The following is a 20,474-nucleotide window of genomic DNA, read 5'->3' on the forward strand; positions in this document are numbered from 1 at the left end:
AAGCAGAGAAGCTATGGAAGTCCGCCTTGTAAAGTTGGGGATTGCTTCGTTACTCGCAATGACGGCTTTATGAGGGCGTGAAAAAGGCATTCGCATTCAATACCATAAATGCAATATATTTACAGTACGATTTATACCCCTCATGAAAAAAGTTGTACTGCTCGTTCTCTCGTTATTCCCGCTATTAGCAGCCGCTCAAAACTCCGATTCCACCTGGTTTGTAAATAACTTTACTAAGAAAGAAGTTAGCATCCCCATGCGTGATGGTGCTAAGCTTTTTACATCGGTTTATATCCCGAACGATAAGTCGGAAAAGCACCCTATACTCATTACCCGCACCCCATATTCGGTAGCGCCTTATGGTAAGGATTACCGCGCTTTCTGGCGCAATTTTACGATCAATTATTGCAAAGAAGGCTATATTATGGTTATCCAGGATATTCGCGGCCGTTGGATGAGTGAAGGCACGTTTGAGGTAGTACGTCCGTTCAATCCTAATAAAAAAACAAAAAAAGATATTGATGAAGCCAGTGATACCTACGATACTATTGATTGGCTGGTGAAAAACATCGACAATAATAATGGCAAGGTAGGGGTTACGGGCATTTCATTTCCGGGCTTTTATGCTACTATGGCTGCTTTGAGCGGTCACCCGGCCTTGAAAGCTGTTAGTCCGCAGGCCCCGGTTACGGATAGGTTTTTTGGGGATGACGACCACCACAACGGGGTGCTGTTTTTGATGGATGCTTTTGATTTTCATGCAGGCTTCGGCTTTAGTCAGCCGCGACCGGTGCCAACTACCAAACCGGCTAAAACATACAATATCCCCAATTACGATAATTACGCCTGGTACCTGAACATGGGCGCGTTGGCCAATTTCACCAAAGCTACCGGCGATAGTTTGAAGTTTTGGAGCGATATGATGAACCATCCCAACCTTGATGCCTGGTGGAAAGCACGCGATGCCCGCACCGGGATAAAAAACGTGAAACCCGCCATGCTGGTAGTTGGAGGGTTGTTTGATGCCGAAGATGGTTACGGTACCTGGAATACTTACCAGGCGCTGGTTAAGCAAAGTCCTTCAACCAAAAGCAATTTGGTTATCGGCCCATGGTACCATGGGCAGTGGGCCAGCCGGGATGGTACACATCTGGGTAATATTTACTTCGGTAGTAAAACTAACGATTGGTACACCAGCCACATCGAGATCCCTTTCTTTAATTACTACCTGAAGGGAAAAGGCAATATCGATACACTGAGCAAAGCCACCATATTTTTCTCGGGCGAGAACAAATGGAAAACATTTAAGCGATGGCCTCCGGCGGAAGTTACCGAAACCCCGGTTTACCTTGAGCCGAACGGCAAATTATCCTTCCAGGATATGCCGAGTTTCCAAGCCTCCATGGATACCTATATCAGCGATCCGGCCAAGCCCGTGCCTTATGCCGAAAAGGTGCACTATTATCGCACCCGCGAGTATATGACAGATGATCAGCGTTTCGCTTCACGCCGCACCGATGTGCTGAGTTACAGTACAGATACATTAACCAATGATCTGACCTTAGCCGGCCCTGTTATTGCCGACCTGCTGGTGAGTATTTCCAATACTGATGCCGATTTTGTGGTAAAGTTGATCGATGTATTCCCCGAAAACGCAGATACCGATCCGGTTACCAAATACCCGATGGGAGGTTACCAGATGTTGGTGCGTGCCGAAATTATGCGTGGACGCTATCGCAATAGTTTTTCCAACCCGGAGGCTTTTGTGCCAAACAAACCATCGCAGTTAAAATTTACATTGCCCGATGTTGCACATACCTTTAAAAAAGGCGACAAATTAATGATCCAGGTACAAAGCAGCTGGTTCCCGCTGGCCGATCGGAACCCGCAGCAGTTTATCGATATCTATCACGCCAAAGATGAAGACTTTGTGAAAGAAACCATCAATATTTATCACAATAGTTCGAAGATTATTTTGCCGGTGATAAAGTGAGCCTTTTGATGATGCCAGTTATTAGGTTTGCTATAAAAAGCAACTGGGCAAATAGCAGAGCGATTATGTTATAAACGAACAAGTATTCAGTTTGCCTTTGTTGTTCAAATTCGGATAAGGCGTAATACCTTCGCGGCGAACCTGATAAACCTATGAAGGTTGACATCTTAATAATAAAAATCAACAAAGTTAAAATGGTGATTGATACATGAAGCCAGTTTAACGATTTTAAGGGCAATAATTTATTAGCCGCTATATAAATCATCCAAAGAACGAGTAACACAACAGCGATAGCTCGAAATAACAATGAATATGCTATCACAAAATAGGTATCGTGTAAATTGATGTCTATTGATGTATCTGCTACAAATAGTGAAGCCGCAAAAAGCGGTAAGGCTATTAGGATCAGCAGATGCTGCGGATTAGTTTTTATATTGAAAAAGGAATAGGTTTTTGAAGCTTGCTGCATCTATCTATAATTTCAGGTGCTCGAGAATATTATTGTCCCTAAACTGAATGAAATTAATAGTTTCATCTGCCGGGTTATAATCAATACTCATCACAATATCGCCTATTTTATAATGATCAATTAAAAAAGGCTTGTCCAACAATAACGATTCGCCATGTTTGGTTTGTGTTGGTTCGCCAGTTTTCTCAAATACAGTTTCCCGACTATCGCTAAACAAAACATCAAATGGCAAAACGTAATCTTCGTTTGTTTTTGGATAGATGTTGATATGCGAAAAAACCGGGCGACCGGGTTCAAGTACAATTAACTCGTCCTCGTCAATCACGGCATCATCGTTGGTGAAACCCAATTCAAGGCCAAGCAAATCTGAACTGATATAATCACTCTCTAAAATATTGTATCGGGTGATATCAGTGAAAGTTTCGGCTAAGAATGCCTTGAAGGCATCATCATAAAGATACGAGCCGAATTTTGAACTGAAGTGTAGGTAGTTGAACATGTTAAGTAATTGCTGCTATTAAAGCTACAATAAATTTATTACACGCTTTGTTTATATATAACCTTGCCCAAAATTCCATATTTTTAAACCCGCAATGGAAGCAAAAAACAACAAGAAAACCATTTGGGCCTGGTGCATGTTTGATTGGGCCAATCAATCGTACAACCTCGTTATCACTTCAACTATATTTCCTGCTTATTTTGTCGAGGTTACAAAATTTAATGCGCACGGTAAGGATACCGTGACCTTTTTTGGGCATACTTTCGTTAACACCGTTTTATCAAATTATATCCTCGGGCTATCATACCTCATTGTGGCGGCTATATTGCCTATCCTCACTTCGATAGCCGATTACCGGGGCAACAAAAAATCGTACCTGCAACTGTTTACCTGGTTGGGTAGTTTGGCTTGTTTCGCGCTTTTCTTTTTTAAACCAGGTGTAGGGTTGGAGATACCGATGATCTGCTTCGGACTGGCCTCGATAGGTTATTGCGGTGGATTTGTATTTTACAACTCATACCTGCCTCAAATAGCCACCCCCGATCAGCAGGATGCCGTGAGTGCCAAAGGTTTTATTTATGGTTACGTTGGCAGTATAATAGTACAGGTTTTATGTTTTGTAGTGGTGCTGGCCCCGCAGTTATTCGGCATTACTGATGAATGGTTGCCCGCACGAATCTCATTTATCATGGTGTTTTTATGGTGGATAGGATTCTCTGTTATCCCGTTCAGGTTGTTGCCTAAAGGGCAGCCTAATGCAAGTTCGCATCAATACAATGTATTAACCGGTGGGTTTAAAGAGCTGGCAAAGGTTTATGGAAAAGTAAAAACCATGCCTTTGTTAAAGCGATTCCTGGCTTCATTCTTTTTTTACTCGGTAGGTGTGCAAACCATTATGCTGGTTGCCGGTAATTTTGCCGCTAAGGAATTGCATATGTCCGAAGAGTCGCTGATCTCGATAGTTTTGATTATCCAGGTAGTGGCAGTTCCGGGGGCGATACTTGCTTCTAAATCGTCGGAGAAATATGGCAATGTGCGTACATTAGTCTGGTTGGTGGCCGTATGGTCGGTGGTGTGTTTTTGTGCTTATTTAATTACCAATTCGGCTCAGTTTTATATAGCGGCAGTTGTTATTGGTATAGCGATGGGAGGGGTACAGTCGCTCTCGAGGTCAACCTATTCTAAATATTTACCCGAAAATATCCCGGATACCGCTTCATTCTTCAGTTTTTATGATGTTACCGAGAAGCTCTCGATTGTGGTGGGGTTGTTCTGTTTCGGGCTGGTTGAATCCCTTACCAGCGAAATGCGCAACTCTACTTTAGCGCTCGATGGTTTTTTTATACTCGGATTGATCATGATGATAGTGCTTGCAGTTGCCGAAAAACGCACGGCCAAACAAGCCAACGCGAAATCGGCTTAAACAATTTGTATCTCAACTTGTACTAAATACAGATAAAAGTATAAGTTATGATCCATACCGTAAACCACAGCGTAACCAACAATAACGGCAGCCAACAAAATATTATCATTGAGCCGGTGCTGCACCAATCGGCAAGTCATGAGCTGAACAGCACCGGTCTTTATAAACTTTACAAAGCCGGGGATAAAGGTGAAGCCATACTTTTTGAAATTCAGCCGATAGCCCCCGAGATCGGTGAAAGCGCACCTTTAGTTGATGACAAAAAGAATCCGGTTTACCTAGGGCAAATCAGCTTTAAAGGCGATAAACATTCAGAATGGCACTATTCGGAAGGTGGGTTATCGGTTGATGAACAGCAACAACTGGTAGATTTTATTCAAAATACAAATAATTGATTTTTGTTTTTTCCTGCTGACATAGGGCTGTCACCAGCCCGCGGTTTCTTTGTATTGTAAATCACAAACAAAAAATTACTGCAATGGAAAACAACATCAATCAACAACAAACCGTAGCGCCTGCCGCTTATGTGTATAGTCCAGATCAACTTTTGCAAAGCTGGCTTGGCCACCGCCGCATAACCCGCAGGCTTATTGAAGCTTTCCCGGAAGATAAATTATTCAGTTACTCAGTAGGAGGAATGCGCCCTTTTGCCGAGATGGTAAAAGAGATCATCAGCATGGGAGGCCCGGGCGTTCGCGGCGTAGTGACTAATAATTGGACACCAATTGCCGGCCTTGATCATCATACAGGTAAAATAGCAGCCTCAACCAAAGCCGAGCTACTGCAACTATGGGACGATGCCACCAATGAGATCATCACCTACTGGCCTCAAATTTCGTTAGAACGTTTCCAGGAAAATGTGTTGGCATTTGGTCAGTACGAAGGCGTGGCAAACTCTATTCTGCAATACATTATTGATAACGAGATCCATCATCGTGCCCAGGGATATGTTTACCTTCGCTCGTTAGGTATTGAGCCGCCTGCATTTTACGACAGGAGCTAAAAGCCTGAAAATTATTGAGCGTGTAAGAAGAAAAAGCCTTATCCGTGCTTTTTCTTCTTATTCATTTTAGCCTTGGTGCTGGCGCTAAAATTATAGTCTTTAGCGTTTGATGCTTTCTTTTCATGAAAAGCTTCGCCAACGCCAGCCGGTTTTTTATCTTCTTTGGTTTCTGACTTTTTAGGCTTTGATTCCGTTACTACAACCAGTTCTTCTGGCAGATCAGTAGTCGGGATTTTTTTGCCGATTGCCTGTTCGATCTTTTTCAAGGCACTCATTTCGATATCCGTAGCGAAGGTGATGGCCATAGTTTCGTCCGAATCTGAAAAATTGTTTTTGTTGATGCGAGCGATGAATTGTTCAATATCCTCAGGAATATCAAATTGGATGAGGAACGGGATCCCACTCAGGTCGATCTCATCCTTATTCTCATTAGTTACAATGAGGATACGGGCTGAATCATCAGCTTTAAAATCATCAATGTTTTTAAAACCTTTGGTATCAAAAAACTTAGGATTGAAATATGCTACACCAGTGCGCAGGCGGCTTTTAAGGCTTTGAAAAATCTTTTCGGCCGTGATTTGAGCGTTTACAAACACAACGGTTTTGGTAAACAACTCCTCATCGTACATAAATAAATTAAGCAGGTTAAGCTTAGTGCCAAAGTTGGGCACATTGTACAAAAGCTGCTCGTGGGTTTCTATAACCGTTTCGCTAAACTCATCAATCTCGATTAAGGCTGGTTGCCTCATAAAAGGATCGATCATTTTTTCGAGTTTGGCATGCAGCACTTCAGTAAAAACAAGGTGCTGGCCTTTGTCAATGCTGTTAGCCAGTTCAACCACAGGTAATTGCAAGCCTTTTGCTACTATCTGGTCAGCATTGTCAACCACCAGCAAATCTACTTTGTTTAGATTGAGCGCTAATTTAAGGTAAATCGCTCTGGCCCTGTCGGGAGTAGCTACTACTATATCCGCACCTTCGGCCAGGTCATCCATCTGGGCTTCGGTGCCCGGTGTTACGTATAACGGAACTATCCTGATGGATTGGTTTTTATTCAATTTATTAAACTGATCGATCACTTCAAACACCTGTTCTTTATCAGGTACCAGGATCAAAACCTTCGGCACACCTTCGGGGGCGTAATTAAAGCGATTTAAAACAGTTAAAACATAGGTAGTGGTTTTGCCGCTGCCTTCGGGGGCAACTATCAAAACATCCTGCCCGCCAATAATGCGGTTAATACATTTAAGCTGAACCTCGGTAGGGTTTGCAAAACCGGCTTCATTTACCGAACGAACCAGTTGCTTATTTAGCTTCAATTTATCAGACCACGCCATCAGAGGATATTATTAAATTTTAAAACGAGGGTGCAAAATTACCAATTAAATACCAATTAGACACTAATTTCCCTAATTGATACGAATGATACGAATTTGATTTGCTGGATGACTTAATAATTAGTGAATAAACCGATATAAAATTCGTGTAATTCGTCTTAAATCATATACACCCGATATGCGTTCGTGTACAATTTTATAACTGACGCCATTCGCTCTGCCCAAGCAATGAAAAAGCCGAACGTGGCTCGATATCCAGGTAACGATAAGTTACTTTTGATAGATATAAACCATCTGGTTTTGCAGGGATAATTATTTTAGGAGTTTGTTTATTAGCGATGTAATGTTCAAACTCATCTACACTCATCTGTCCGCGGCCAATTTCCAAAAGTCGGCCGACCGTGATCCTTATCATCCGGTTTAAAAAACGATTGGCGGTGATATTAAACCTCAACTTATAACCCTGTTCATCTATATATAACCCGGCCGACATTACATTACAGCGGGTGTTATCAACCCTATCGGGCATTTTACATAGGGCGCGGTAATCATTATATTTTGGCATGATGGATACCGCTTTAGCCATGGCATCCAGGTCAAGTTCCTGATCGGGGTAAAAGGAACTGAATTTACTCAGGAATGGGTCTTTATAGTTATGGATAAAATAATCGTAACTGCGTTTTACACCATCAAAGCGTGCATGTGGGTCGCCCTGCATCGGGATGATATCGAATACGGCAATATCATCGGGTAATACTTTGTTGAGACGGAACAGCAGATCGAAATCAGGTTCCTCGGCAATTTCGGTATGAAAAAAGAACTGGCTGGCATGCACGCCCGCATCGGTACGGCCGCAACCAACAATATTTACCTGGTATTTAAAAATGCGCGTTAGCGCGGTTTCAATAGCTTCCTGAACAGTTAGCGCGCTTGATAGCTTTTGCCAACCGGCATATCTTGTACCATGAAAACCGATATGAAAAAAGTAGCGCATAATGTATCCGGAGTGTAAACGCCAAAAATGCAGATTATTTTATAAAACAAAAGCCCGGCATAATTAAACACCAGGCTTTGTATATATAACAATTGTTTACGCTTTTTTAGGGGGCAGATCAAACGCGATAGCGTTGTGCTCAAAATGACCTTTGTGCGATCCATCACAAAATGGTTTGTTTTTTGAAAGCCCGCAACGGCAAATAGAAACTACAGTACGACCTTGTAAGTTGTATGCATTGCCCTGCATATCTACAATTTCAAAATCGCCTTCAATTTTTACCGAACCGTTATTATTAATGGTGAGTTTAGTTTTTTCCATGTATCAGATTTTGGGCGAAATTACAGATTGAAACCACGCCAAAATTGATTATTTGCTATTTAGAAGTGTTCCTGATTGGACAAAACCGGCGAGTGGGTTATACAAAGGATTGATCAAACGCAACCAGGATCTGTAAGAAAACATCCCTATCGAGTGCGATGGAAGCAGGAGGCTCTGGTTTTAATAACTTTTCGTTTTTGAATTTAACCGGGAACAGGGCAACAAAATCGGGCAGGTTGATCTGGTATTTCAGCACAGGATCGCGGTGGTAAATTTCCTCGAGCCTCATTTCGAACAAAGAAACGCTAATTGGGTCGGCATTCATTATTCAAAACTAATACATCTGTATTTTAAAGTATAGTAGAAATGGACACAAATGACATTTTTATGATCTGCAAAATTGGGCTGCCCGCAGCCTATAGCTTTACATTTGCTAAGCAGGCATCAAAGCCTGCACATCAAAAATACAAACTATGGAATACAGACAATTAGGAGCATCAGGCCTACGCGTGCCCGTATTAAGTTTTGGAACCGCGACCTTTGGCGGTGGTAACGAATTTTTTAAAGCTTGGGGCAACACCCAGGTTGACGAAGCCAAAAAGCTGATTAATATTTGCCTGGATGCAGGTGTTAATTTGTTCGATACAGCCAACGTTTACTCGCATGGCACTTCCGAAGAGATCCTGGGTAAAGCCCTCGAAGGCATCCGTAACCAGGTCCTGATCTCTACCAAAGCAACTTTTACCATGGGCGATGGTGTTAATGATTTTGGATCATCACGCTACCATCTTGTTAAATCGGCCGAAGAAAGTCTTAAACGCCTAAATACCGACCGCATTGATATTTACCACATGCACGGTTTTGATGCCAACACACCTGTTGAAGAAACCCTGCGCGCCCTTGATGACCTGGTTACCAGCGGCAAAGTGCGTTACATTGCCTGTTCAAACTTTTCGGGCTGGCATTTGATGAAATCATTATCGGTATCTGAAAGATATGGCTGGAGCCGTTACATAGCGCACCAGGCTTACTACTCTTTATTAAACCGTGAGTTTGAGTGGGAGCTGATGCCGTTGGGTATCGATCAAAAAGTAAGCACCATTGTTTGGAGTCCGCTTTCATCTGGTCAGCTGAGCGGTAAATTCAGAAGAGGACAACCTATTCCCGATAATTCGAGGACAGTGCAAGGCGGTAGCCACGGCCCGGCAACCAACTTTGATCATCTATATAACATCGTTGATGCACTTGATGAAGTTGCTGAAGAAACCGGCAAATCTGTAGCACAGGTAGCCCTTAACTGGCTGTTACAGCGCCCAACCATTGCCAATATCGTTATCGGTGCCCGAAATGAAGAGCAGTTAAAACAAAACCTTGGCGCAATAGGCTGGAATTTAACCACCGATCAGGTTAAAAAACTTGATGCCGCCAGCGAAGTTGACCCGATATATCCGTACTGGCACCAACGCCAAAACCTGAAATTGGTTCCTTTGCCTATACAATATTAATAATACTGGCAGCTAAGACTTACGAAGTTTTTAAAACTTCGTAAGTCTGGATTTAATCGCTTACCTTTTGAAGTTCCTGTCGTATCAATTTTTCTCTTCCTCCCCTTCAAATACGTAAAACTACGTATTCCTAATAGCTCTTTTAACGTACCATTACGCTTTCGGCATTGAATGCAGGGAACTACATTTGCCTTATAGGTAATGGATTATAAATTTTAACATTCAATATCTTATCACCACTAAACCACCCTTTCATGATCAAAAAGCAATACCTTAAAGAGATAGCCATAGCTTCAACCCAACAAAGGCACGGTAACTCCAACACCACAAAAGATGTAAATAAAATACAAAGCTGGCTTAACCTGTATGCAATTACGCACCCCTCGGCTGGCACTGCTACAGGTATTGATGGCGACTTTGGCCCGGCTACCGAAACCGCGGTTGAAAATTTCCAGATAGCTAAAAACCTGCCACAAACAGGCGTGGTTGACAATAATGTTTTCGCCAAGCTATGCGAGCCAATGGTAAACGCCTTTACAACCCCGGTTCAGGGTAATGGCTTACGTGAGCTTATTGTAAATACCGCATTACAACACCTAAGCAACGCGCCCTTCGAGTTGGTAATAAAAGGACAAAGCAATAGCGGCCCCTGGGTACGGGCTTACATGGATAATAACGAGGGCACGCCATGGTTTTGGTGTATGGGCTTTGTGCAAACTATTATTGATCAAGCTGCTTCGCAACTTGGTAAAGATTTCCGCACGCTAATGCCTTTAACTTACAGTTGCGATACAGTAGGCACCACCGGCATCAATAAAGGTCTGCTAACACGATATGCGCAGGTACGTACAAACCCCGGCATTGTAAAACCCGGCGATATTTTCCTGCTGCAAAAAACACCTAACGATTGGGTGCACACCGGCCTCATCACCGGCGTACATGGCGAGTTGTTTGAAACCGTAGAAGGCAACACCAATACCGATGGCAGCAGCAATGGAAACGGTGTTTATAAGCGTGTTCGTAACTTTCAAAGTTCCAAACTTGATGTGTTTTCGATACAGCCGTTGGTATAAAGATCTTCCCTGATGAGATACCCCCTTAAGCCCCGGTAAACCGGGGCTTTTTGTTTTTTAGGGATTATCAGGTGTTCTTAGTTTTTTTAAGTAACAGTTAAATTACAATTACACTTAAAAAAATCCACTGCATTTTTTCAACCCTTTATAAAACTTAGCTAATTTGCGGTCGCCCGCCAGGCTATCCTATAAACCAATTAACCTGTGCCTATCTATGGATAGAAGAAAATTTATTCAATCAACAGCTGTAGCCGGTACAAGCTTTTTGCTTGCACCTCAGTTATCAAACGCATCCGGTATTTTTAAAGGTTCGCCTAACGAGAAGGTGGTTTTGGGTATGATGGGTACCAACAGCCGCGGATTGTATCTTGCCCAAAGTTTTGCCAAAATACCTAATGTAGAGATCGGTTACATATGCGATGTTGATGCTAATGTGGTTGCTAAAACGATTGAAGCCATCTACAAACAAACCGGTAAAAAGCCACAAGGTATTACCGATATCCGCAAGATGCTGGAGATAAAAGATATCGACGCGGTGGTAGTAGCAGCACCCGATCATTGGCACGCGCCCGCCACTGTTATGGCCTGCCAGGCCGGTAAACATGTTTATGTAGAAAAACCTTGCGCCCATAACCCGTACGAAGGGGAACTGGCCATAGCCGCATCAAAAAAATATAACCGATTGGTGCAGATGGGTAGCCAGCGTCGCTCATTCTTAAACGTGCAGGCCATGGTAAAAGAATTGCACGATGGCGTTATCGGTCGTACTTATTATGCTAAAGGTTGGTACACCAACCATCGCGCAAGCATAGGTAAAGGCAAACAAGTACCAGTGCCCGCAAATTTAAATTACGAATTATGGCAAGGGCCGGCACCGCGCAAACCCTACCAGGATAACCTGATCCACTATAACTGGCATTGGTTCTGGAACTGGGGAACAGGCGAGGCGTTGAACAATGGAACCCACGAGCTGGACGTGGTCCGCTGGGGACTTGATGTTGACTATCCTAATAAAGTAGTATCAACCGGTGGCCGTTTTCATTTTGATGATGATTGGCAAACGCCGGATACGCAGAATATCCTTTTCAATTTCCCCAATAACACCGCAGCCGAATGGGAGAGCCGCAGCTGCAACGGTTATAATATTGAAGGACTGGGCAGGGGCGTAATATTTTATGGCGATAAAGGCACGCTGTTTTATGATGGCGGCAACGGTTATAAAGTTTATGATGGCGATAACAAGTTTGTAAAAGAAGTTAAAGACGATACCAAAGTTGACGCCACCAACAAAGTAAGCCCGACTGAAGCACTTGACGGTTTCCACATGAAAAACTTTGCTGATTCGGTTAGGGGGACGGATAAATTAAGCTGCCCTATAGAAACCGGCTTTAAATCGACCTTGCTGCCGCAACTGGGCAATATCTCGTACAGGGTTGATCGCGTACTGCACATCGATCCAAACAATGGCCATATTTTAAACGATGCTGAGGCGCAAAAGCTTTGGAGTAGGGAGTATGAAAAAGGGTGGGAGGTGAAGGTTTAATACTATAAAATAAGTTAAAACACCACGTCATTGCGAGGAACGAAGCAATCCCAAACTATACAGGGAAACTCGCAAGGTCGCTCTGCATGTCGGGGATTGCTTCGTTCCTCGCAATGACGTTTTTTAATTAACAAGCAACTATGAAAAAATTACTATACCCTGCAATCGCGATCTTAGCCTCGGCGGCGTTTATGCCCGCGCAGGCGCAAACTAAATTATTTGATGGTAAAACCCTTAACGGCTGGAAACGCCTTGCCGGTACTGCCGATTACAAAGTAGAAGATGGTGCCATTGTTGGGACTACCGTACTTAACTCGGGCAACACATTTTTAGTTACCGAAAAGGAATACGGCGATTTTATCCTGGAGCTGGATACCAAAATTGAAAGTGAACTTAGTAATTCGGGCGTACAAACCCGTAGCCATTATGACCCTGAAGGCAATAAAGGTAAAGGCAAAGTTTACGGTCGCCAGTTCGAAATTGACCCGTCAAGCCGCAAATGGGCCGGTGGTATTTATGATGAAGGTCGCCGCGACTGGCTTTACCCGCTGGATCTGAACCCAAAAGCGAAAGAAGCTTTTAAAGTTGGCGAATACAATCACATTAAAATAGAGTGCATCGGCAACGAAATGAAAACCTGGGTAAACGGCGTACCAACCGCCGATGTGGTTGACACGGTGGATAGCAAAGGTTTTATAGCATTACAGGTTCATGCCGTGAGCGAAGAAAAACAGGCCAACAAAAAGGTTTACTTCAAAAACCTGGTGTTAAAAACCACCAATTTAAAATCGACACCGTTCCCTAAAGATGTGTACGTAGTAAACCTGACACCCAATAGCATCACAGCGGCCGAAAAAGCTGCCGGATGGAAATTGCTGTATGATGGTAAAACCAATGCAGGCTGGAGAGGCGCAACGTTAAAAGGGTTCCCGGATAAAGGTTGGGAATATGCAAATGGCACAATGCACGTACTGCCTTCTGCCGGCCAGGAAGAGTCGGGTGGTGGCGATATCGTAACCAACGATAATTACGCGGCTTTCGATCTCTCGTTCGAGTTTAAGCTTACTCCGGGTGCTAACAGCGGTGTTAAATATTTTGTTACATTATCCGAAGTTACCAAAGGTTCGGCTATCGGTCTGGAATACCAGGTGCTTGACGATAAACTGCACCCCGATGCTAAATTAGGCCGTGATGGCGACCGCACACTTGCATCGCTGTATGATTTGATCAAAGCAAATAAACAAGACCGCTTTGTACACCCGATAGGTGCATGGAACATAGGCAGGGTAGTAGTTTACCCTAACAATCATGTTGAGCATTACCTGAATGGCATTAAAGTACTGGAATACGATCGTGGCTCACAAGCTTACCGCGACCTGGTAGCCATCAGCAAATACAAGATCTGGAAAAACTTTGGCGAAGCAGCTGAAGGTCACTTGTTGTTACAAGACCATGGTAATGAAGTGTTTTTCAGGAATATTAAGGTGAGGAATTTGAAGTAATCGAGTTAAACAAACTCACAAACCACGTCATTGCGAGGTACGAAACAATCGCACGGAAGCTGAGGGGCCATGTAAAGCTGCTCTGTAAAGTTCGCGATTGCTTCGTACCTCAATGACGTTTTTAAATCAGGTCAATTCCCAATTTATATCGATCTCCTCAACCTCACCGTAAACGGCACAGCAAAATGCTCATGGCAGCTACTCAATGCAAACTCCGCCGTTTTAACACCCATCAACTTAAAATCGGTTGATATGGTGGTAATACCATCCAGAATTATCTCTTTAAGCGCTGTTTCATTGTAGGATATTACCCCAACATCCTGCGCTACTTTTAAATCGGCAGCGATGACCTTTTTGATCAATTCAACAAGGTCGTCTTCGGTAAGGCTGATGTAAACGGTGTTTTTATGGATAGTTTCGGCGGCAAGGGTTTCTACTACATCATATTCAAAAGCATATTGCCTGCAAAAGTTTACAAAGCCTTTCATGATCTCTTTGGAGTGATAGGTTTTGCCCGGGAAGATCAACTTAAGCGTATGATATTTACTCAGGCTTTCCAGCATGCTTTTTAGGGCCTCGTAAACATCAGATGCAAAATCCTCATAGATGGCCGCGAATTTACCCGTAACGCCGGGAACCAGGTTATCCAGTAATATCAATTTATCTTTAGGGATGGTATTGATGATCTCATGCGCTTTAGTTTCGTTATCCAAAAAATGAGGGATCACAATATACTTGGCATAATCGGCCTGGATACCCTCGGCAATGATCTTCTTAAAAAAATAAAAATCGTTGTTATAGATATAAAAATCTATGGCCGCCTGCTCGCCGATGGTGGCTACAAAAGCATCGTAAATGATCTTTTTGTGAGCGCTTAACTTATTGAACAGCAGGAAGATCTTGAGCGGTTTCTGAAAATCGGTGTTCGAAATAAAGAACCCTTTTCCTGGAACGGAACTTACAATCCCCTTGTCTTTCAGTTCTTTATAAACACGTTCTATAGTGTTACGTGAAGTATCCAGTGCATAGCTCAAATCGTTGATAGATGGGAGCATATCATCTTTAACTATCTGGCCACTTTCGATGGCCCGGATAATGGCGTTGGAGAGTTGCAGGTACTTCGGGGTGATGGAGTACTCATCGATAGATAATATTTTCAGGTAGTTCTTCACATCACAAATGTAGTATTTGGCGGCACATTCTCATTGTGTAAAAAAGACAGATAGAGATAGTTAGCCTACGGTTTAGTATTATCTTGCTTTAACCAATTATCTGCTCCTCTCACCGGAGTTTAAACTCAATTAAACCCAAATGGCATTAAACCGTAACCAAACTAAAATTTGTTTTTTATTAGCTGCTTGCGCCGTCCTTTTTACTACGAATGTAAAAGCCCAGGATCTCTACGCGCAATACCGCCAAAGCTGGCTCAAAAAGGCCGAAGACTTTAAGCCCAAACTTACCGAAACTATCAAACAGCCCATCGGGCTGGTAAAAATGGAAAAGGATGCCTCAGCTTTTCAGGGTTGGAAAGCGGTTAAGGGCAATAGCATCGATTCGCTTTATAATAACTCATTTAAAAAACAAAGCGGTGTAATTGCCGACTTTGGCGAGCATTTAACGGGCTATTGCACTTTTACTATCAATACCTTAAAAGGTACTCAAGACGCACCAGTGCGACTGAAATTCACTTTCGGTGAAGTGCCAGCCGAACTTTCAGTACCGTTTGATCCTTATCCCGGCGGTTTGAGCCGGGCCTGGCTACAGGACGAGATATTTACCATAACTGAAATGCCGGCAACCATTACCATACCGCGTAGGTTGGCCTACCGTTATGTGAAGATCGAGTTGTTGGGAGCTTCATCATATTTCGATTTTCATATCACTAACATCCAATTTAAAGCAACAACATCGGTTACAAGCACACCGGATGGCTTGGCTACAGGCACATCACAAATGATCAATGATATTGACAGGATAGGGCTTACAACATTAAAAGAGTGCATGCAAACCGTGTATGAAGATGGGCCAAAACGAGATCGACGCCTATGGATAGGGGATCTCTATCTTGAATCGCTCGCCAACATGTACTCATTTAAAAATTACGATCTTACCCGTCGTTGCTTTTACCTATTGGCAGGTTTATCCGGCGATGACGGCATCCTGATTTCCAACGTTTTTGAAACACCCGAACCACATGCGCAGGTGGGTAACCGCCTGCTGGATTATTGTTTTCTGTATAACGTAGCTTTAAAAGAATACGTAGCTGCTACCAATGATAAGCAAACCGGTCTGGATTTATGGCCCGTAGCAAAAAAACAATTGGATATTGCCCGTAAATACGCCGGTGCGGATGGCATGATGGATTACGTAAAAGCAGGAAAAGAATGGTGGGTGTTTTTTGACTGGAAAGATGGCTTGGATAAACAAGGTCCGCTGCAAGGTTTAACTGTTTACACCCTCAACCAAACCTATGAGCTTGCAAAACTATTAGGTAAAGAAAGCGAAGTAGCGGATATCCCCGCGTTGGCCAAAAAACTAAAAGATGCGGCGCATAAAAACCTGTACAATAAAAAGCAAGGCCTGTTTGTAAGCGGTACTGATAAACAGATCTCATACGGTACACAAGCCTGGATGGTACTAAGCGGCATTGCCTCAAAAGCTGAAGCACAAAAAACATTAAAAGCGCTACCTAACGTAGCTAACGCGGTACATCCCGGAGCGCCCTACATGTTTCATTACTACGTTGCAGCGCTAATTGAAAGCGGACTGAAAGCCGAAGCTAAAGATGCCCTCCAAACCTATTGGGGCGGTATGGTTAAAAAAGGAGCTGACACATTCTGGGAGGTTTACGATCCGAATGACGAATTAAAATCACCCTATAACTTTTACCCGGTGAATAGCTACTGTCATGCGTGGAGCTGTACGCCGGTTTATTTTATCAGGAAGTATCCGGAGATTTTTCAAAACTGAACCGTGATTCGCTTGATTTTAGGATTTCTTGATGCATCGAAACATCAGACTCATCCTAAAATCAAGTGAATCATGGTTATGCCTTTTTCTTAAACGCGTAATACAAGTATCCCAGCGCCGGTAAAATAAACAAACTACCAACCAGCAACCCTATCCCCAAATCATCAATACTATTACTATTGGCGTGTTCTGTTAACAGCGACATCGAGCTTCCATCTTTAAAAATAACAAACCTCGGGAATCGGGAAAAACCTACCGATATCAATATCATACAAACCTGGAAGGCGGCCAAAAGCCTGATCCATTGCCTATTGCGCTTGTGTGATATAATTAAATAAAGCACTCCTAATGAAATAGTTGCAGCGATCACCGCAACTAAGCTTACCGGGTTACCGAAGATCCAGTTAGCCAAATGAACTTTCTCAATATCTGATGCTACGAATACCAATGCGCCACAAATTACTGCTGCTATGTTCATGATCTTTGCTTTACGGATGTAGCGTTTGATCTCGTCCACATCCTCTGTTTCGCCAACTATGTAAATTGCCGCAAGGAAGCCGCAAAGCGCCACGGTAAAAAAGCCTACTGATACCGAAAACCAGTTGAACCAGCTAAAAATATAGGCATGGGCAAAATCGGTAGCCTTAGGATTGATCTGGCCGGAAAGAGCACTCCCGGCTATTATTCCTAAAAACAACGGTGTAACAAAGCTTGAGTAAACAAAAATGTGGGTATAGAAAGCCTGCGTTTTTTCATCTTTCACCGCATCATAGTTGCGAAATGAAAAAGCCGTCCCTCGTGCTATAACGCCTAATAACATTACCAGCAATGGAATATGCAGATAAATGCACATCTCGCTATAGATTGTTGGAAAACCTACAAACAAGATCACCACAGTAATAATAAGCCACATGTGATTCGCCTCCCAAATGGGGCCAATGGCTTGGTACATGATCTTGCGGGTGCGGTGTTTATTATCTGTTGAGGTAAAAAGCTCGATAATGCCGGCACCAAAATCGGCCCCGCCCAGTAAAAAGTAGAGGGTGATGGCGGCAAAGAGAAATAGGATAACGATGTAAAGCATGATCTCAGAGTTTTAACGGTCGTACAATTCAGGCACCATTTGGATCTGCCTTTTTAGTAGAAATATAACGGCAATACTCAGCGTAAAATAAATGAAGCTGAACAGGTAAAACGAATATTGGATCCCCGGCATTGGCGTTACAGCTTCACTGGTACGCATTACACCTTGGATGATCCATGGCTGGCGACCAACTTCCGTTACCGTCCACCCGGCCTCGAGCGCTATAAAACCGAGCGGTGTTGCCCAGATAAACAGCTTGAGGAACCATGGTTTACTTAACATATCCTTCTTTTTCCATAATTCATAAAAGTAAACAAGGCCTATCAGCATCATTAGTACACCTATGCCCACCATAATTTGAAAAGCATAATGCGTAACGGCCACAGGAGGCTGGTTTTTCACCGGGATCTTATCTAAACCGTTTACAGGTGTTTTAAAATTATCGTGTACCAAAAAGCTAAGTAATCCGGGAATCTCGATGCCATAATTAACTTTTTTAGCTGCTGTGTCGGGGATACCGCCAATAACCAGCGGGGCATATTCCTGCGTGTGAAAATAGGCCTCCATGGCGGCCAGTTTTGCGGGTTGGCGTTTAGCGGCGTTTTTGGCAGAAAGATCGCCGCTCAATGGCTGAATAATTGCCGCTGCCGCGCCAAATATGATGGCTATTTTAAATGATTTTGTATGAAACTCGATGTTCTTTTTGCGGTAGATCATCAGCGCGTGGATGCCTGCTACCGCGAAACCTGTTGCCGAAAACGCCGCGATGATCATATGTAATGATTCGGAAAACCAGGCCGCGTTAAACATGGCTTTCACCGGATCGATATTGATGTATTGCCCATTTACAAAATCAAACCCAGAAGGGCTATTCATCCATGAATTGGCGGCTACTACAAGTATGCCCGATGCTACACCACTTACGCCAACGATGATCCCGGCCGTCCAGTGCACCCAATTATTGAGACGGTTCCAGCCGTAAAGAAACAAGCCCAAAGCTATTGCTTCGATAAAGAAAGCTACTCCTTCCAACGAAAATGGCATGCCAAATATTGGCCCGGCATGTTTCATAAAGCCCGGCCAAAGCAGGCCTAACTCAAAGGAAAGCATAGTGCCCGATACCGCACCCGTTGCAAAGAAAATAGCAACGCCCTTGCTCCAGGCCACGGTAATGTTTTTGTAAACCGGGTTTTGTGTTTTGATCCATTTAAAGTGTGATATGGCCATAAAAACCGGCATCACCATCCCAATGCAGGAGTATATGATATGAAACCCTAACGATAAGGCCATTTGGGATCTGGCCGCTAAAAAATCATCCATAGGAGTATACTTAAATAATGGCTGAAATTAAAGCATAATGTAACAAATTTGTAACTAATTGCTTATCGATATTGAATTTAAAATAAAATTTTATGTTGGATGTAATTGGATTAGTGGGGATTATTTAGTATCGACTTGTGTTTTGTTTTTTTGCGGGAAGACGTTGATATGCAAAGTGTTCTTTGTGGTAAGTTCCATAGTTTAGGCACGCAAAGGCGCTAAGACGCAAAGTATTTTTAAGTATGCAAAGTTTTTTGAATGATAAAGACGCTAAAACTTTGCGTCTTAGCGTCTTTGCGTGCTTTAAATCTGCAATGTTTAGTTCTTATTGACTCTTTGCGTATTTTGAATCTGCAATATGTAGATCTATGCCTTCTTAGCCGTTGATCCTCTGATGATCAGCTCAGGCTTGATACTAATAATCTTCGGTTTCACGGCAACATCGCTGTTAGCCACTTCCTGGAAAAACAGGTTGCCAATGGTATTGCCCATATAAACACTGAACTGATCGATAGTAGTGATGGATGGACTGGTGATCTGCGTAAAGGCTTCGTTCGAATATCCGCAGATACCCAATTCCGACGGAACCTTGATATTCATCGCGTTAGCAACCTCTAAAACACCCAAAGCCGAAAAATCGGATGTGGAAGCAAATATCGCATCGGGAGGCTGGGGGAGGTTGAGGAGTTTGCGGGTGGCTTCGGCGCCTAATTCTTTTGTCCAGGCGTTTTCAATTACCAGTTCATTGATGATAGGGATCTTGCGCTCGGCGAATGCTCGTAAGTAACCGTTTTTACGTTGGCGGAAAATGTTGAGGTTTTGAGGCCCTTCTAACAGGGCGATACGTTTGTAGCCGTTATCTATCATGTGTGATACCGCCTCGAAAGATGCCTGCTCGTTGTCGTTAATTACCTTCAGGGTTTCCAGCTCTTCGGCCACACGGTCAAACTGGATCAACTGGATGCCGTGGTCAATTACATTTTGCAAGTGCTGATAATCATAACTATCTGCTGCAACGGAGATCACAACGCAATCAACGTGTTGGTTAATAAGCGTATTAACGCATTGAATTTCCTTATCATGCACCTCGCCCGATTGGCAGATAATGAGGTTGTAGCCTTTTTGATAAGTAGTTTCTTCAATGCCCGCGATCACATTGCTGAAAAAGTTTTGATTAATGCGCGGCACCACCACACCAATGGTTTTTGAATGCCCTTTGCGCAGGTTGGAGGCCAGCGTGTTGCGCTTATAGTTTAGCTCATCAGCAGTTTTGATGATGAGCTCGCGGGTTTTTTCATTAACCTGGCTGCTGTTATTCAGCGCGCGCGATACAGACGACGCGGTTATGCCGAGTTTAGCGGCAATGTCATAAATGGTGGTGCGTTTAACTTTCTTCATTAGTAGGTGCAATTTGGAAAAAATATTTTACGCAATCGAT

The 20,474-nt window shown here is 43.2% G+C and carries 18 protein-coding genes; 9 read left to right on the top strand and 9 right to left on the bottom strand.

What is annotated here, in order from left to right:
• The first annotated feature begins 142 nt into the window (after positions 1 to 142).
• Positions 143 to 1,993 carry a CocE/NonD family hydrolase gene (locus AAFN85_RS12950; protein WP_347527760.1) on the top strand — a complete coding sequence of 617 codons (1,851 nt, stop codon included), beginning with the start codon at positions 143 to 145 and terminating at the stop codon, positions 1,991 to 1,993.
• 473 nt (positions 1,994 to 2,466) lie between these two features.
• Here the strand turns inward: AAFN85_RS12950 and AAFN85_RS12955 are convergent, their stop codons facing one another.
• The gene (locus tag AAFN85_RS12955; RefSeq protein ID WP_347527761.1) at positions 2,467 to 2,961 is read right to left on the bottom strand and encodes a hypothetical protein; all 495 of its coding nucleotides are present in this window, start codon (positions 2,959 to 2,961) and stop codon (positions 2,467 to 2,469) included.
• A gap of 94 nt (positions 2,962 to 3,055) precedes the next feature.
• Here AAFN85_RS12955 and AAFN85_RS12960 point away from each other — a divergent pair, with 94 nt between their 5' ends.
• The 3 genes from AAFN85_RS12960 to AAFN85_RS12970 all read left to right on the top strand — a co-directional run bounded on the left by AAFN85_RS12960 (position 3,056) and on the right by AAFN85_RS12970 (position 5,387).
• A complete protein-coding gene (locus AAFN85_RS12960; protein ID WP_347527762.1) occupies positions 3,056 to 4,384 on the top strand; it encodes an MFS transporter in 1,329 nt (442 codons plus the stop codon).
• Positions 4,385 to 4,431: 47 nt separating this feature from the next.
• On the top strand, positions 4,432 to 4,779 hold the full coding sequence (locus AAFN85_RS12965) for a hypothetical protein (protein ID WP_347527763.1): 348 nt from the start codon (positions 4,432 to 4,434) through the stop codon (positions 4,777 to 4,779).
• Positions 4,780 to 4,862: 83 nt separating this feature from the next.
• A complete protein-coding gene (locus AAFN85_RS12970; RefSeq protein WP_347527764.1) occupies positions 4,863 to 5,387 on the top strand; it encodes a DinB family protein in 525 nt (174 codons plus the stop codon).
• Positions 5,388 to 5,425: 38 nt separating this feature from the next.
• On the opposite strand, the gene AAFN85_RS12975 is transcribed toward AAFN85_RS12970, so the two are convergent.
• The 4 genes from AAFN85_RS12975 to AAFN85_RS12990 all read right to left on the bottom strand — a co-directional run bounded on the left by AAFN85_RS12975 (position 5,426) and on the right by AAFN85_RS12990 (position 8,364).
• Positions 5,426 to 6,724, bottom strand: a complete 1,299-nt coding sequence (locus AAFN85_RS12975) for a DEAD/DEAH box helicase (protein ID WP_347527765.1) — start codon at positions 6,722 to 6,724, stop codon at positions 5,426 to 5,428.
• 196 nt (positions 6,725 to 6,920) lie between these two features.
• Positions 6,921 to 7,718 carry a tRNA pseudouridine synthase A gene (locus AAFN85_RS12980; RefSeq protein WP_347527767.1) on the bottom strand — a complete coding sequence of 266 codons (798 nt, stop codon included), beginning with the start codon at positions 7,716 to 7,718 and terminating at the stop codon, positions 6,921 to 6,923.
• A gap of 96 nt (positions 7,719 to 7,814) precedes the next feature.
• A complete protein-coding gene (locus AAFN85_RS12985) occupies positions 7,815 to 8,039 on the bottom strand; it encodes a CDGSH iron-sulfur domain-containing protein (protein WP_347527769.1) in 225 nt (74 codons plus the stop codon).
• A 97-nt stretch (positions 8,040 to 8,136) separates the two neighbouring features.
• The gene (locus AAFN85_RS12990) at positions 8,137 to 8,364 is read right to left on the bottom strand and encodes a hypothetical protein (protein WP_347527770.1); all 228 of its coding nucleotides are present in this window, start codon (positions 8,362 to 8,364) and stop codon (positions 8,137 to 8,139) included.
• Between the two features lie 148 nt (positions 8,365 to 8,512).
• On the opposite strand from AAFN85_RS12990, the gene AAFN85_RS12995 reads away from it, so the two are divergent.
• The 4 genes from AAFN85_RS12995 (at position 8,513) to AAFN85_RS13010 (ending at position 13,662) form a co-directional block, all read left to right on the top strand.
• Entirely contained in the window at positions 8,513 to 9,544 is a 1,032-nt protein-coding gene (locus tag AAFN85_RS12995) for an aldo/keto reductase (protein ID WP_347527771.1), read from the top strand.
• A gap of 254 nt (positions 9,545 to 9,798) precedes the next feature.
• Complete coding sequence (locus tag AAFN85_RS13000) at positions 9,799 to 10,617, top strand: peptidoglycan-binding domain-containing protein (RefSeq protein ID WP_347527772.1); 819 nt, start codon at positions 9,799 to 9,801, stop codon at positions 10,615 to 10,617.
• A gap of 214 nt (positions 10,618 to 10,831) precedes the next feature.
• Positions 10,832 to 12,160, top strand: a complete 1,329-nt coding sequence (locus AAFN85_RS13005) for a Gfo/Idh/MocA family oxidoreductase (protein WP_347527773.1) — start codon at positions 10,832 to 10,834, stop codon at positions 12,158 to 12,160.
• A gap of 140 nt (positions 12,161 to 12,300) precedes the next feature.
• A complete protein-coding gene (locus AAFN85_RS13010; RefSeq protein WP_347527774.1) occupies positions 12,301 to 13,662 on the top strand; it encodes a DUF1080 domain-containing protein in 1,362 nt (453 codons plus the stop codon).
• A 143-nt stretch (positions 13,663 to 13,805) separates the two neighbouring features.
• On the opposite strand, the gene AAFN85_RS13015 is transcribed toward AAFN85_RS13010, so the two are convergent.
• On the bottom strand, positions 13,806 to 14,834 hold the full coding sequence (locus AAFN85_RS13015; protein WP_347527776.1) for a GntR family transcriptional regulator: 1,029 nt from the start codon (positions 14,832 to 14,834) through the stop codon (positions 13,806 to 13,808).
• 139 nt (positions 14,835 to 14,973) lie between these two features.
• Between AAFN85_RS13015 and AAFN85_RS13020 the strand changes: the two genes are divergently transcribed.
• Positions 14,974 to 16,632, top strand: coding sequence for a glycoside hydrolase (locus AAFN85_RS13020; protein WP_347527778.1), 1,659 nt, complete (start codon positions 14,974 to 14,976; stop codon positions 16,630 to 16,632).
• Positions 16,633 to 16,708: 76 nt separating this feature from the next.
• On the opposite strand, the gene AAFN85_RS13025 is transcribed toward AAFN85_RS13020, so the two are convergent.
• The 3 genes from AAFN85_RS13025 to AAFN85_RS13035 all read right to left on the bottom strand — a co-directional run bounded on the left by AAFN85_RS13025 (position 16,709) and on the right by AAFN85_RS13035 (position 20,434).
• On the bottom strand, positions 16,709 to 17,716 hold the full coding sequence (locus AAFN85_RS13025; RefSeq protein WP_347527779.1) for a cytochrome d ubiquinol oxidase subunit II: 1,008 nt from the start codon (positions 17,714 to 17,716) through the stop codon (positions 16,709 to 16,711).
• A 12-nt stretch (positions 17,717 to 17,728) separates the two neighbouring features.
• A complete protein-coding gene (locus AAFN85_RS13030) occupies positions 17,729 to 19,036 on the bottom strand; it encodes a cytochrome ubiquinol oxidase subunit I (RefSeq protein ID WP_347527780.1) in 1,308 nt (435 codons plus the stop codon).
• A gap of 366 nt (positions 19,037 to 19,402) precedes the next feature.
• Entirely contained in the window at positions 19,403 to 20,434 is a 1,032-nt protein-coding gene (locus AAFN85_RS13035; protein ID WP_347527781.1) for a LacI family DNA-binding transcriptional regulator, read from the bottom strand.
• Positions 20,435 to 20,474 lie beyond the last annotated feature (40 nt).

The organism is Mucilaginibacter sp. CAU 1740 (assembly GCF_039839285.1).
Lineage (GTDB): Bacteria > Bacteroidota > Bacteroidia > Sphingobacteriales > Sphingobacteriaceae > Mucilaginibacter.

Coding starts and splice junctions, on each gene's coding strand:
- AAFN85_RS12950 (WP_347527760.1), top strand. CDS start 143: ATGAAAAAAGTTGTACTGCTCGTTCTCTCGTTATTCCCGCTATTAGCA.
- AAFN85_RS12955 (WP_347527761.1), bottom strand. CDS start 2,961: ATGTTCAACTACCTACACTTCAGTTCAAAATTCGGCTCGTATCTTTAT.
- AAFN85_RS12960 (WP_347527762.1), top strand. CDS start 3,056: ATGGAAGCAAAAAACAACAAGAAAACCATTTGGGCCTGGTGCATGTTT.
- AAFN85_RS12965 (WP_347527763.1), top strand. CDS start 4,432: ATGATCCATACCGTAAACCACAGCGTAACCAACAATAACGGCAGCCAA.
- AAFN85_RS12970 (WP_347527764.1), top strand. CDS start 4,863: ATGGAAAACAACATCAATCAACAACAAACCGTAGCGCCTGCCGCTTAT.
- AAFN85_RS12975 (WP_347527765.1), bottom strand. CDS start 6,724: ATGGCGTGGTCTGATAAATTGAAGCTAAATAAGCAACTGGTTCGTTCG.
- AAFN85_RS12980 (WP_347527767.1), bottom strand. CDS start 7,718: ATGCGCTACTTTTTTCATATCGGTTTTCATGGTACAAGATATGCCGGT.
- AAFN85_RS12985 (WP_347527769.1), bottom strand. CDS start 8,039: ATGGAAAAAACTAAACTCACCATTAATAATAACGGTTCGGTAAAAATT.
- AAFN85_RS12990 (WP_347527770.1), bottom strand. CDS start 8,364: ATGAATGCCGACCCAATTAGCGTTTCTTTGTTCGAAATGAGGCTCGAG.
- AAFN85_RS12995 (WP_347527771.1), top strand. CDS start 8,513: ATGGAATACAGACAATTAGGAGCATCAGGCCTACGCGTGCCCGTATTA.
- AAFN85_RS13000 (WP_347527772.1), top strand. CDS start 9,799: ATGATCAAAAAGCAATACCTTAAAGAGATAGCCATAGCTTCAACCCAA.
- AAFN85_RS13005 (WP_347527773.1), top strand. CDS start 10,832: ATGGATAGAAGAAAATTTATTCAATCAACAGCTGTAGCCGGTACAAGC.
- AAFN85_RS13010 (WP_347527774.1), top strand. CDS start 12,301: ATGAAAAAATTACTATACCCTGCAATCGCGATCTTAGCCTCGGCGGCG.
- AAFN85_RS13020 (WP_347527778.1), top strand. CDS start 14,974: ATGGCATTAAACCGTAACCAAACTAAAATTTGTTTTTTATTAGCTGCT.
- AAFN85_RS13025 (WP_347527779.1), bottom strand. CDS start 17,716: ATGCTTTACATCGTTATCCTATTTCTCTTTGCCGCCATCACCCTCTAC.
- AAFN85_RS13030 (WP_347527780.1), bottom strand. CDS start 19,036: ATGGATGATTTTTTAGCGGCCAGATCCCAAATGGCCTTATCGTTAGGG.
- AAFN85_RS13035 (WP_347527781.1), bottom strand. CDS start 20,434: ATGAAGAAAGTTAAACGCACCACCATTTATGACATTGCCGCTAAACTC.